The 12,992-nt window shown below is 30.0% G+C and carries 16 protein-coding genes and 1 pseudogene; 12 read left to right on the forward strand and 5 right to left on the reverse strand.

Going from position 1 to position 12,992, the window contains the following annotated elements; translation table 11 throughout:
• The first annotated feature begins 107 nt into the window (after positions 1-107).
• The 9 genes and pseudogenes from FBF21_RS09395 (at position 108) to FBF21_RS04950 (ending at position 5,509) form a co-directional block, all read left to right on the forward strand.
• Positions 108-236 carry a hypothetical protein gene (locus tag FBF21_RS09395; RefSeq protein ID WP_002867420.1) on the forward strand — a complete coding sequence of 43 codons (129 nt, stop codon included), beginning with the start codon at positions 108-110 and terminating at the stop codon, positions 234-236.
• Between the two features lie 96 nt (positions 237-332).
• Positions 333-575: a hemagglutination domain protein gene (locus FBF21_RS09210; RefSeq protein ID WP_025998005.1), complete on the forward strand. Its 243-nt coding sequence runs from the start codon at positions 333-335 to the stop codon at positions 573-575.
• Between the two features lie 99 nt (positions 576-674).
• Positions 675-977 (forward strand): hypothetical protein, encoded by a 303-nt coding sequence (locus FBF21_RS09215; RefSeq protein ID WP_032596644.1) that lies wholly within the window; start codon positions 675-677, stop codon positions 975-977.
• A 2-nt stretch (positions 978-979) separates the two neighbouring features.
• Entirely contained in the window at positions 980-1,282 is a 303-nt protein-coding gene (locus FBF21_RS09220; RefSeq protein WP_224328101.1) for a hypothetical protein, read from the forward strand.
• A 90-nt stretch (positions 1,283-1,372) separates the two neighbouring features.
• Positions 1,373-1,696, forward strand: coding sequence for a hypothetical protein (locus FBF21_RS09225; RefSeq protein WP_032596646.1), 324 nt, complete (start codon positions 1,373-1,375; stop codon positions 1,694-1,696).
• A 262-nt stretch (positions 1,697-1,958) separates the two neighbouring features.
• Positions 1,959-2,099 carry a hypothetical protein gene (locus tag FBF21_RS04935; RefSeq protein WP_002860721.1) on the forward strand — a complete coding sequence of 47 codons (141 nt, stop codon included), beginning with the start codon at positions 1,959-1,961 and terminating at the stop codon, positions 2,097-2,099.
• A 58-nt stretch (positions 2,100-2,157) separates the two neighbouring features.
• Positions 2,158-3,885 (forward strand): annotated as a pseudogene (locus FBF21_RS04940) (ShlB/FhaC/HecB family hemolysin secretion/activation protein).
• 82 nt (positions 3,886-3,967) lie between these two features.
• Positions 3,968-4,858, forward strand: coding sequence for a tRNA 5-methoxyuridine(34)/uridine 5-oxyacetic acid(34) synthase CmoB (cmoB, locus tag FBF21_RS04945; RefSeq protein ID WP_002859209.1), 891 nt, complete (start codon positions 3,968-3,970; stop codon positions 4,856-4,858).
• 72 nt (positions 4,859-4,930) lie between these two features.
• Positions 4,931-5,509, forward strand: a complete 579-nt coding sequence (locus FBF21_RS04950) for a hypothetical protein (RefSeq protein WP_002853367.1) — start codon at positions 4,931-4,933, stop codon at positions 5,507-5,509.
• Here the strand turns inward: FBF21_RS04950 and FBF21_RS04955 are convergent, their stop codons facing one another.
• Complete coding sequence (locus tag FBF21_RS04955) at positions 5,510-5,683, reverse strand: hypothetical protein (RefSeq protein ID WP_002853638.1); 174 nt, start codon at positions 5,681-5,683, stop codon at positions 5,510-5,512.
• A gap of 8 nt (positions 5,684-5,691) precedes the next feature.
• Positions 5,692-6,219, reverse strand: a complete 528-nt coding sequence (locus FBF21_RS04960; protein WP_002853671.1) for a thermonuclease family protein — start codon at positions 6,217-6,219, stop codon at positions 5,692-5,694.
• 67 nt (positions 6,220-6,286) lie between these two features.
• Here FBF21_RS04960 and FBF21_RS04965 point away from each other — a divergent pair, with 67 nt between their 5' ends.
• Positions 6,287-7,555 (forward strand): M20/M25/M40 family metallo-hydrolase, encoded by a 1,269-nt coding sequence (locus tag FBF21_RS04965; RefSeq protein WP_002869892.1) that lies wholly within the window; start codon positions 6,287-6,289, stop codon positions 7,553-7,555.
• Here FBF21_RS04965 and FBF21_RS04970 read toward each other — a convergent pair.
• On the reverse strand, positions 7,538-8,785 hold the full coding sequence (locus tag FBF21_RS04970) for an MFS transporter (protein WP_002869891.1): 1,248 nt from the start codon (positions 8,783-8,785) through the stop codon (positions 7,538-7,540). The two genes, FBF21_RS04965 and FBF21_RS04970, sit on opposite strands and share 18 nt — an antisense overlap.
• A 40-nt stretch (positions 8,786-8,825) precedes the next feature.
• On the reverse strand, positions 8,826-9,665 hold the full coding sequence (locus FBF21_RS04975) for a cysteine ABC transporter substrate-binding protein (RefSeq protein WP_002860724.1): 840 nt from the start codon (positions 9,663-9,665) through the stop codon (positions 8,826-8,828).
• 220 nt (positions 9,666-9,885) lie between these two features.
• Between FBF21_RS04975 and jlpA the strand changes: the two genes are divergently transcribed.
• The gene (gene jlpA, locus FBF21_RS04980; protein WP_002869890.1) at positions 9,886-11,004 is read left to right on the forward strand and encodes a lipoprotein adhesin JlpA; all 1,119 of its coding nucleotides are present in this window, start codon (positions 9,886-9,888) and stop codon (positions 11,002-11,004) included.
• Between the two features lie 91 nt (positions 11,005-11,095).
• Positions 11,096-11,836 carry a peroxide stress protein YaaA gene (gene yaaA / locus FBF21_RS04985; protein ID WP_002869889.1) on the forward strand — a complete coding sequence of 247 codons (741 nt, stop codon included), beginning with the start codon at positions 11,096-11,098 and terminating at the stop codon, positions 11,834-11,836.
• 3 nt (positions 11,837-11,839) lie between these two features.
• Here the strand turns inward: yaaA and FBF21_RS04990 are convergent, their stop codons facing one another.
• Positions 11,840-12,991, reverse strand: coding sequence for a M20 aminoacylase family protein (locus tag FBF21_RS04990; RefSeq protein WP_052796741.1), 1,152 nt, complete (start codon positions 12,989-12,991; stop codon positions 11,840-11,842).
• Position 12,992 lies beyond the last annotated feature (1 nt).

Below are 12,992 nucleotides of genomic sequence, written 5' to 3' on the forward strand. Positions count from 1 at the left end.
CCTATATTAAAAATAAAGAAATCTTAATCTTACAAAGTGAGCAAGGTTTTATAGATGAAAACTCTAATACTTTAAATCAAGAAGAACTTCAAAGCTTTATTGAAAAAATGCAAAAAAACAAAGAAGATTTTAAACTAAGTTCTATAGATAAATTAAAAAAGATGAATTTACAAAAACTTTCTTATGAAGTAAGAATATCTCAAGATGGCAAAAGCATTTACGCAAGGATAAAATAAATTATTCCTATCTTTAAGATAGGAATAATTTATTTGTATTTTTATAAATATAAACAAAAGATTCTTAAATCTTAATCTTACAAAAAGGAGCAAGTCATGAAAAAGTTAAATAAACTTTCTTTGTCTTTAGTTGTAGGTTCTTTACTTTTTACACAAAGCTATGCTTTACCAAGTGGGGGTAAGTTCACTCATGGAACAAGTGGAAGTATAAGTGTTAGTGGTGGTTTTAATATAGCAAGTGATGAAACTGTAAATTTTGGACAAGGAAAAACTAACCAAAATTATTTAAATATTGTCTATGGTTCTAAAAGCTCTCATTATAGATGGAACACTCAATAGCGGAAGCAATAATATCTTTTTAATCAATCCTAATGGCATAGTAGTGGGTAAAGGTGGAAAAAAATTGTTCTGTCTGCTTCATCAATAGGTGATAAGGAGATGAAGGAGTTTGCAAAAGATGGAAAACTTTCAGCATTTAAAGGAAATCCTAAAACAATATCACCTGTAATTAAATCCAATGCAGGAAATGTTATAAATTTAGAAACTATAACGGTAGGAGAAAGAGTTGCTATGGCAGGCAATCAAGTTTCAAATATGAAATATGGTGGCACTGATTATGGTAAATTCATTTTTACAAATAAAAAAGAACAATCCAATACCGTCTATCTTAATGTCTATAGTAATGATACATTTGTCATTCGTGGTCCTGCATCAAATACAATAAAAAAGAAGACTCTGTAATATTGAGTATAAGATCTAATAAAGGCTTAACTGGACCAGGAGGAGATCCAACAGACACAATAGGCTATAAAGAAACTAGCGATCTTATTGCTAAAGATAACATCTCAAATGAAGTTTTAAATTCTATATTTAATGACTTGAAATTTAATTCTAGTGTTGATATTAGCGACTTAAGTAAATTTTATAAAGATGGAAAAATATTAACAGCTGATGAACTAACAAGCATAATCAAAGTATGGATTTTATTACTGCTTTATATGGACAAACTCAAGATAGCAATAATGCAACATTTGCAAACGCTTTAAAGGAAGTATTGGGAAATTCTTATGGTGATCTAGGAAAAGCTAATCAAGCCATTATTAAAACAAAGGAAATTCTTTCTCAAAATTCCTAAAATGACCGAAGGGCAAGAAAACGCTCAAAAAACTTACGATACTGCTGCAAATGCTTATAATGAAGCAGTTAAAGCTTACAATACAGCTCTAAGTGGTATAACAGGTAATAATGGCGATAAAGTTATTGCAGGTTTAAAACAAGCTGTAGATAAAGTTTCTAGTGATTTACAACAAGCTACAATAGCTCTTCAAATCGCTACAGCGAATACTAATTCTAGTTTAGAAAATTCTAATAAAACTTTAGCAAGTGCGAGCATAAATGGAACTAGTCATCTTACAGTCAATGAAAATATAGTGCAAACTATAAGCCAGTATCCATTATAAATTTAGGATCTAACAACTCCAACAACGGAAACGATGGAACCGATTCAGGTGATATTAACAATAGCAACAACAACGGTTCTAATAATAACCCAAATGATACCATAGGACAACAAGAACCTGGCATTGCTACAGCTTTTTATACAAACTACAGATGAAGATCCAAATATCAATGAAGATGATAAACAAGCAAGTATAGATGAAGCCAGTACTCAAGAAAGTGGTAATGTTGTATAGTATCGGATAATTTTAAAGCAGGAAATCCTTGCTCAAGATGATTAAAATCCAAAAGGTTAAAAGCCTTTTGGATCTTGTTAAAAAATTAAAAAACAAACAAAGTTTAAAGATTAAAAATCAAACAAACACTAAGGAAAATTTAAATAAAACGCATTATCTTACTATCTAGTTTAGCTATCTTAAGCCTTTATGCTAGTGATACTAAAGATAATAAAAAAACCATACAAATGTTAGAACAATCTCCTTATAAAGAAGATGCTAACTTAAAAAACTACAATAACACTTTAAAAGTAAAAGATGGAGTGATTATCATAGATCATTCTAATACTAGTGATAATAATAATAATAATAATAATTCAAAAACCACCAACACAAAGAAAAACACTCAAAAAGATAATAACAACATTCAAAAAAATCAACCTAACTTGTCTAATGGTAATACTTTAAAAACTAAAACCCCAAATTCAAACACTCCTTCTTTAAAAAATACTTCTAAAGAAGAATCAATTCATAAAGTTAGCTTTAACTTTCATATTACCAATAAAAACATAAACTTTAAAGATCTAGGTTTAGATGAGCAAGTTTTACAAGAAGCCTTAAACGATTACAAAAAAGAAAGTATTTCAGTTCAAGACTTACAAGATATAGCCAATATTATTTCTTATTATGTTCAAGTTAGTGGTTATCCTGCTGCTACAGCTTATATCCCACAACAAGAACTAAAAGATCAAATTCAAATCAATATCACCTTAGGTGTTTTAGGTAAATATGTGGTTCAAAACAATCCTAGTGTAAGAGATTATACTATAGAAAGCAAATTACCTAATCATAAAGGTGAAATCATCACTACTAAATTAGTAGAAGATGCGGTTTATAAAGTCAATGAAATGTATGGCATACAAACCCTTGCTTCTTTAAAAGCAGGAGATAATCTAGGTGACACAGATATAGTGATAGAAACTACCCCTAGTGATAGCTTTGTTTCTGTATTGTTTTATGGAGATAATTACGGTATAAAAGAATCAGGCAGATAATAGGGGTGGTGCTAGTATGAGTTTTAATAACATAGCTCATCAAAGAGATAGTCTTAATGCTTATTTGCAAAGAAGCGATGAAGCACAAACTAACTATGGTATAAGCTATACTACTTTCTTAGGGAATTTAAAAATCACTCGAAGTTATTCTAAAAGAAACTATGCTTTAGGAGGAGCTTATAAAAATGCAAACTTTATAGGAACTTCTGAAAATCTAGGTATAGATTTAAAATATCCTTTGTGGATTACGACTTATAATTCTTTTTATTTAACTTCAAGTTATTATCATAAAAAGCTTAGTAATTCAAGATTAAATATCATGACTATAGATAAAAGCTCTGATACGATAAGCTTTGGTATAGAAGGAGTTTATAATGGCATTAGTAATGATAGTTTTTCTTATAGTGCTAATGTAAGCTATGATAATGTTAAAGATGGGGAACTACTATATTAGGAATGAGTTCTAAAACAGATGGAGATGGCTTTGGAAAATTTGCTAAACTCAATGTCAATCTTAACAATGCTTATTTCCTTAATGATACCTTTACTCATCTTTTTAGTTTAAATTATCAACAAGTTATCAATGGATCTACATTAGATAGTAGTGAAACCATATCTTTAGGAGGTCCTTATGGAGTAAGGGCTTATAATAATGAGATAATGCTGTAGTGGCCAGCTTTGGACTTAGAATGGCTACTCCTTTAAAAGATTTTTTATATTACTCCTTTTTATGATATAAGTTATTCTTGGTATGAGAATGATTCTTATACAAACTATATAGATGCTTATGGTTTACAACTGCTTTATAATAAAACAGGGAATTTTTATGTCAAGCTTGATTTAGCTAGAGCTTTAAAGAAGTATAAGCTAGATGATGATTATAGTTCTAAAGCTTATGTAATCTTTAGAAAGTATTTTTGAGTTATTTTTGATCAAATATTTAATGCATATAATTTATATTGCCATAAAAGCTTTTAATGTTATAATTTAGCATTAAAAGCAAATGTCAAGGATAAAAATGCAAGAAAATTTACTTGAAAAACAATTTCTAAATCACCCTTTATACGCTAAAATTCAAGAACTTAAAGCTCTCAATCTTGCTTGTAATTTTTCTTTAGATGATAGTGTAAATTTATCTACAAATTCTCAAGCCAAAGATGAAATCTTAGCTATAGCAAAAGAACTTAAACCATGGAGAAAAGGTCCTTTTAAAATAGACGATCTTTTCATCGATACAGAATGGCAAAGTTTTATTAAATTCAACATTCTAAAGCCTTTCATGAACGAAATTTCTCAAAAATGCGTTGCTGATATAGGCTGTAATAATGGTTATTATATGTTTAAAATGCTTGAATTTAATCCTGCAAAACTCATAGGTTTTGATCCTTCTATCAAATACCGTTTGCAATTTGAACTCATTAACGCTTTAGCTAAAACTCCTATAAAATACGAACTTTTAGGCGTAGAAGATCTTCCAAGCTATGGCTTGAAATTTGATGTGATTTTCTGTCTTGGGGTGATTTATCATAGAAGTGATCCTATAAAAATGCTAAAAGATTTAAAAGCAGGACTTAATAAAAATGGAGTTGTTTTTTTAGATACCATGTATATAGAAGATGAGAGAGAAATCGCTCTTGTGCCTAATAAAACTTATTCTAAAATTCCAAATATTTATTTTGTACCAAGCATTAGTGCATTAAAAAACTGGTGTGAAAGAGCAGGATTTAAAGAATTTGAAGTTTTGGCTACAAAAAAAACCGATGAAAACGAACAAAGAAAAACAGAATGGATAGACTCTTTTTCGCTGGAAAATTTCTTAGATCCAAAGGATAAAAATCTTACCATTGAAGGCTATGAAGCACCCAAAAGAGTTTATATACGCATTAAAATATAAATTCTTTTTATTTTTTACCGATATTGAAAATTAGATATTTTGAAGTAGATAAGTAGAATTTAAAGGTTAGATATGGCAAAAAAAGATAATTTTGAAGAATATGCACAACTTGAAGAATACGCATCTGCAGAAGATATATCTCGCGTTAGAGCAGAATTACTCACTTGTCCTGAATTAAACACCTCTCTTGCTGGAACCATTATAGAAATTGATAAAAACTATGCCAAATCAATTTTAATAACCACAAGCGAAATGGTAGCAGATGATCAAGGATTGATTTTTGATGCCTTTATTTTCGCTGCGGCAAACTATGTAGCACAAGCCTCTATCAATAAAGAATTTTCAGTGATTATTGGATCAAAATGTTTTTTTTATGCTCCGCTTAAATTAGGCGATGTTTTAGAACTTGAAGCTCATGCACTTTTTGACGAAACCTCCAAAAAAAGAGATGTAAAAGTGGTTGGACATGTTAAAGAAGTTAAAATGTTTGAAGGAACGATACAAGTTGTTAGCACCGATGAGCATATATTTAAACTCAAGCGTCCGCCACTTAACACTGTTAAACCTACAGAAAATCAAGAACAAGGTGCCAAAATCAACAATCCAGAAGCTGTAGCAGCTGCATTAATGGCCTCTGTGGGTGGAAAATAATCAAGGAGTCATTTTAATATCTACCCAATTTTTTGGGCAATCCTTATGATAAGTTCCACTTCCATCATAATACTCTTTACAATCATCATAAAAACGATTTGAAATCCCTCTTTCATTTACAAAACATCCAGAAATTCCTAAAGCTAATAGCACCATTAAAGTATATTTTTTCATGTTTTTCCTTAGAATTTATTGTGTTTTCTCCATTTATAAGGCTCTATAGGATTACTCTCTTTCCAAAGACCTAAATGATTTTTCTTAGCATTTTCTTGTTCTTTGGTATAAGCGTTACTATAGTAAGTATCAGCCCAAGCATAGCCTTTGCTTACCAAAAATCGATTAATATCAACATCATTAAGCTTTACAATAGCAACAATTCTACCATAAGTATCTTTATTTTTATAAATAATTTCAACTTGTTTGCCACTTAAAATTCTACTTAAAGCTTCTTTTGACTGCTTTCCAAAACTTTGTTTAAGTTCTGGTGCATCTATACCAAAAAATCTTATTCTAGCGAGTTTGTTTTCATGATTAACTTCTATAGTATCTCCATCAATAATTCTAACTACTTTTCCTTCAAAACTAGAATTTTGGGCAATATAGTTCTGGATAAAAACAACTACAAGAGTGAAGATTAATACAGAAAAAAGTTTTTTTGGATCACTTAATAATTTTCTTAGATTAAATAATTTTTTATAATTTATTCTCATTTTTTAATCATTTTGCCTTTAAATTTTAAAAAATATGCCATAATTTTATCAAAACAAAGGAGATAAAATGCAAAATGTTATAGAAAATTTTAAACAATTATGCAAAATTCCTCATTGCAGTTATGAAACAGAACAAATGAAAGAATTTTTAAGCTCTTACGCCAAAGATAAAGGCTTTAAGGTGAGTGTAGATAAGGCAGGAAATATCCATGCCATAAAAGGCAAACCAAAAATTTGTCTACAAAGCCATTATGATATGGTCTGTATGGGCGATGCACCAAACTTAGAAGTTTATGAAGAAAATGGCTTTTTAAGAGCCAAAAATTCAAGTCTTGGTGCAGATAATGGCATAGGTATAGCCATCATGATGAGTGCTATGGCTGAATTTGAAAATTTAGAATGTCTTTTTACAAACGATGAAGAAGTAGGACTCATGGGAGTGAATTCACTCGAGCACACTTTAGAATCTAAAATGCTTTTAAATTTAGATCATGAAAGCGATGATGAGATCATGATAGGCTGTGCAGGTGGAGTAGATATAGAAGCAAGTTTGTCTTTTAATACCCTTAGAAAAAAGGGTAAAATTTATGAGCTTTGTGCGCAAAATTTTAAAGGTGGACACTCAGGCATAAATATCATACGCAATGAAAAAAGTTCCATCAAAGAAATGGCTAAATTCATACAAGAGAATGAAGGAGAAATCATTTCTTTTGAAGGCGGAGAAAGAATCAATTCTATACCTAAACACGCCAAAGCTTTAGTGCATTTTAAAGATGAAGTAAAGAGCAACGACTGGATAAAATGCGAATTTAAAGAAGAAAATAAATTTGAAATTTGCGATCAAAGTAAAAAACTTTTAAGCCTTATAAATTCTTTCACTCATGGAGTTAGAGCTTATGATGAAAATCTAGATATAGTTCAAACAAGCATTAACCTAGCTACTTTAAGAATGCAAGATAACCAAATCAAATTCGCACTTTTTGCAAGATCTAATATACTTGATGGACTTAAGCAAGTAGAATTTGAAACTTTAGAATTTTTCAAGGCTTTTGATTTTAAAGTAAGAAGTTTTAATTTCTATCCACCTTGGGAAGGCAAACCAAACGCACTTAGCGACATGGTTTTTAAAGCGCTTAAAAAAGTATCGCCTAATGCCAAAGTTTCAGCTATCCATGCAGGGCTTGAGTGTGGCATTATAGAGAAAAAACAAGAGCTTTTATGCGCTTCTATAGGCCCAAATATCCATAATCCTCATTCAACTGATGAGCATTGTGAAATCGCTTCAGTTGAAAAAATATCTAAGGTTGTTTTTGAAGTTTTAAAAGACAATGCTTAATTCTTTAATCTTGCTTCTTACAAAAACGCGTTTTAACAAAAACACGCAAAGCAAGGAACAAGATCCCACTATAGCAAGATAAATACCCAAATACTCTTTATAAAAAGCATTAACTATAAAAGGGGTTAAAAAACCTAAAATCGCATAAGAAATATTATAAGCAAAACTAAGCCCGCTAAATTTCAGTTCACTTTTAAAAATTTGCGTCATAAAAACAGGCGCGAAAGTAATAATACCTTGTGCAAAACAAGCCAGTAAAAAATAAAATAAAAAATTCTCATCATAAAAACTAAAAAGCACACCAAAAATAATAAAAGCTATACTAAAAATAAAACAAATCCTATAGCTTCCCCATTTGCTTGCTAAAAAACCTTGAAATAAAGCTCCAAAAATCACCGCTAAAATAGCAAAATTTTGCACCCATAAAGCAGAAGTTTTACTCATAGCTAAAAGACTTTCAAAATACTTAGGTAAAATCATCAAAGTTGCCACACCGCTTGTTAAAACCATGGTCATTAAAAAACAAACAAGCATACTCATTTTATGAGTTTTTAAAGCTTCGAACAATGGAAAACTTAAAATTTTCTTTTCATTTTGAACTTTTATAAATTCTGGAGTTTCGCTGAGTTTATTTCTTAAAAACAAAGCTAAAATTCCAAAAAATCCTCCTATGATAAAAGGAATTCTCCAAGCATAGCTTTGAACTTCTTCTGGGGTAAAATAAGATCTTATGCCTAAAGTGGCAATATTTCCTAGCAATAAACCTATGGTTAAAGTCGCTGAAATAAAACCAAGAGCTAAAGGAATTTGACGCCCTTTGACAAATTCGCTCACATAAATCCAAGCTCCGCTCACCTCAGTTCCAACGGCTAAACCTTGCAAAATGCGTATAGTAAATAAAATCAAAGTAGCAAATATACCTATACTTTCATAACTTGGCAAAAAAGCTAAAGCAAAACTAGGCAAAACCATCAAAAGCATAGAAATATAAAAAATATTCTTTCTTCCATATCTATCAGCAAAATGTGCCATCACAATAGAACCAAAAGGACGCGCTAAATAAGCAGCACCAAAGGCTATATAAGCATTTATCTGCATCCAAAAAGCATCATTTTGCGGAAAGAATACCTTAGCAAAAATATCCAAAAAAAAGGCAAAAAGCACAAAATCATAAAATTCTAAAATTCCACCCAAAGAAGCATAAATAATATTTTTGTATTTTTTTTGCATATTTTATCCTAAATCAATATAAAGGGCAAAAAGCCCTTTATTAAATTTTTCCACCTTCAATCACTACATCATCAGCCTTAACATCATCTCCAAAATGAGCTTTTAAAGTTTCATCATAAGCCTTGTGAAAAAACTGCTCTTGGCCTAGTTTAATGATCAAATTATCGATAAATTCTTTAAGTTCTTTATCGCCTTTTTTAACCGCTGGTGCGATAACATCTTTGTTACCTAACTCTTTGATACCCATTTTAAAATCAGGATGATCTTTCACCCAAGCAAAAAGCAAGGTATTATCATGACTTAAAGCATCGCCTCTTTTATCCATCAAAGCGGCAAAGGTTTCGGTATTTTGATCATATTTTAAAGTTTTAATATTAGGATAATTTTGCGTAAAATAAGCATCTGCTGTTGTACCTTTGTTTAAAAGCAAGGTTTTATCTTTTAAATCTTCTACGCTAGTTATATTACTATCCTTTGGTACAGCTACGCCTAAAGCTACCTTCATATAAGGCAAGCAAAAATCAACCTGTTCTGCCCTTTGCGGAGTTTGAGTAAAATTAGCCAAAATAATATCTACTTTATTTGATTTTAAAAACTCAACCCTATTTGCAGCTTCAACAAGAACAAATTGCACCTTATTTTCATCGCCAAAAAGTTCTTTTGCTATGCGTTTAGCTAAAGCTATATCATAGCCTTGATTGTTTCCTTTTTCATCTACATAACCAAAAGGTGGTTTATCGCCAAATACCCCAATCCTAACAACTCCATTTTGCTTGATCTTATCAAGAGAATTTAAAGTTTTAGAGTCAGAATTTCCTCCACAAGCAGCCAATACTACTGCAACAAAGGTCGTTAAAACACTTAGAAGTATTTTTTTCATACATTTCCTTTCTTTAAAAATAAGCTTAAAGCTGTTGCAAAAATATATAATAATTGCAAAGTTAATTATACTTAAAATTATAAATAATGCATTTGAAACAAACTAAAAAGATTTTCCTATGTGTAAAAATGTAATTAATCACACACTCTCTTTTAGTATTGTTTAAATTTTAAGTAAAAAAAAGATATAATCTTTTTTTAAATTTTTTAAGGAGAAAACTATGAAAAAAGGTATTTTTCTCTCTATTGGAATAGCTGTTTTGTTTTCAGCTTGCGGAAATTCCATAGATGAAAAAACAGTTAAAAAATATGAAAATCAACTAAATCAAACAGTTAAACAAGAAATTGCAAGTCTTTCTCAGGACTCTGGAATAAAGATTGAATTTTCTGATTTTAAATGCAATGCAGATGGTGATTTTATAGCGTGTTTAAGTCCAAATTTCAAAACTCTTGCAAAAGATAATAACGATGAGTATCAAGAACTATTTCAAGCAAAAAATATCAAAATTCGTTCAAATGAAATTTACAAAGGCGAAGCAAATACATCAATTAGCATTAAAGAATATTACAACGATCTTTTTAAAAACCAAAAAAGCATACAATCAAATTTGGTTTTTGAAGATTTTAAACTTGGAGAAAAAGTTGTTAGTGACATCAATGCAAGCTTATTTCAACAAGATCCAAAAATCAGCTCTTTTATCAATAAATTAAGCTCAGATTCTTATACTTTATCATTTGACAACTCCATCAACAAACAGGAAAACAATTATATAGATAATCTTGATATAAAATTTTATAACGCAAAATTAAATTTCAATACAAATTTAAATATAAATCTAAAAGAAGATTTGCTTAATTACCTTGATTCTAAGGGTATAAAATTTAACACTCAAACTTTAGCTATGGATGAACAAGCTATCAATGAACTTCTTAATATAGCAAACTACGAACAAGCTTCAAATTTTAGCAATACAATCCAAAAATACATCATTTTAAACAATTTTAAAATTGATTCAACTCTTAAAACCGAAGGCGTATTTAGTAGCTATATAACAACTGCTAAGGAAAATTTACAAACCTTAAAAACTCAAAGTCAAAATGAAGAACAAGCATTAATCTTTGATAAAGCTTTAGCTATTTTAAACAATATTACTCAAAACGATGATTATAAACTCAATCTTGATTTAAAATTTAAAAACATCCCTGTTAGTGACTATAGCACACAGGGAATCGACAGTATAGAAAAACTGAGCATCAACAATCAAGATGCCACAGAAGCGTTAAAAATTATACTTCCATTTATCATGTTTTCTATGTTAATGGGCGGAGCGTCATTTTAAATTTTAAAATGATAAAAACTTCAAAAACATTAAAAGCAAGATTAAATTCTTTGCTCTTAATGTTTTCATAACATTAACAAAAAAGGCTAAAATGAAAATTTTATTCTCCCCTAGTGAAAGTAAAAATGAAAATTGTACAAAAAATCCCATCGATGAAAACTCATTTATATTTAAAGAATTATTTCCTTATAGAATGGAAGCTTTAAAGCATTATGGAGAATTTATCAAAAATGCAAGTTTAAAAAATTTACAAGAACTTTTTGGCATTAAAAACGAAAATGAAATTGATAAATTTAAACACGACTTAAAACAAGCTCCCACTCAAGAAGCTATAATGCTTTACACTGGGGTAAGTTATGAATATCTTAATTTTAAAATCCTAGATAAAAAAAGTCAAGCTTATATTTTAGAAAATACTCTTATATTTTCTAATCTTTTTGGCGTTGTAAGAGCTAATGATACCCTACCCTTTTATAAATTCAAGCAAGGGGCTAAAATAGGAAATTTTACCATAGAGAAATTTTATAAAGAACATTTTAGTAAAGCCTTAGATGAATACTTGGAAAATGAAGAAATACTTGATCTTAGAGCAGGATTTTATGATAAATTCTATACCCCAAAAAAGAAATTTTATACCTATAAATTTGTAAAAAATGGTAAAGTCATCAGTCATTTTGCTAAAGCTTACAGGGGAATTTTACTCTCCATAAGTGCAAAAAACCAAGTAAAAAACAATAAAGAGCTTTTAGCAAACCTTCCTTCAAATCTAAAACTCAAAGAAATTCAAATCAAAGGTTTAAAGGAAGAAATTGCGCTTGAAATTCTAGATTAGTTTTTATTTTAAGTATTTTAAAGCTAGCTTCGCATAATAACTTGCAGCCCTAGCTAAAAGTTTATCATTAAAAACATAACTAGAATTATGTAAATAAATGTCGTTTTCATTTTCTAAAAAAGCATAGGCACATTTTTTCATTTCGCAAAAAAACCCAAAATCCTCACTTGCCATTAAAGGACGATAATTAAATTCACAATTTTTTTCGCCAAATAATTCTTTTGCAACCTCACTAGCAAAATCCACAGCTTCATCGTTATTCATAGTCACTGGTGCAACAACATTTTTATTGATTTTAATCTCTATATCATTAGCCTGTGCAAGACCTTTACAAATTTTATAAATTTTTTCTTCAGTTAGCTTTCTAGTTTCATTATCTAATGCTCTAACACTCATTTTAATCGTTGCAATATCTGGAATGATATTAAAAGCATGTCCTGCATTAAAAGCTCCTATGCTTACAACTGCTGAATTTTGGGGATCAACATTGCGAGATACTATACTTTGCAAAGCCACAACAAGCAAAGAAGCAGCATAAATAGGATCTTTTGCCTTTTCTGGAGCACTTCCATGACCACCTCTTCCAATAACTTCAATGCTATAACTATCCGAAGAAGCCATCATCGCACCTTTTTTAAGATAAAATTTCTTATCGCTACCAAAAGGCATATTGTGCCATCCAAAAACATAATCACTATCAAATTTTTCAAACAATCCATCTTCTATCATTGCCTTAGCACCACCCAAACCCTCTTCAGCAGGTTGAAAATAAAGATTTAGAGTGCCATTAAAATTCTGACTTGCTAAATACTTTGCAGCAAGCAATAAAGAAGTAGTATGTCCATCATGACCGCAAGCATGCATTGCATTTTCTTTTTTGCTTTTATAAGGCAAATTTGTGCATTCTTGTAAAGGCAAAGCATCCATATCTGCACGAAGTCCTATTTTTTTATCGCTATTCCCCTTTTTTAAAACCCCCACAACGCCTGTTTTTCCTATTTCCTCATAAACCTCATAACCAAATTCTTTTAATTTTTGCGCCACTAATTTTGCAGTACATAATTCATCAAAACCAAGCTCAGGATTTTCATGAATTTGATGACGAATTTTTTCAAATTCGCCTTGTAAGTCTAGTATTTCTGGAATTAAATTCATT

This window comes from Campylobacter sp. CFSAN093238, assembly GCF_012898015.1.
In the GTDB taxonomy this organism is placed as follows: domain Bacteria; phylum Campylobacterota; class Campylobacteria; order Campylobacterales; family Campylobacteraceae; genus Campylobacter_D; species Campylobacter_D jejuni.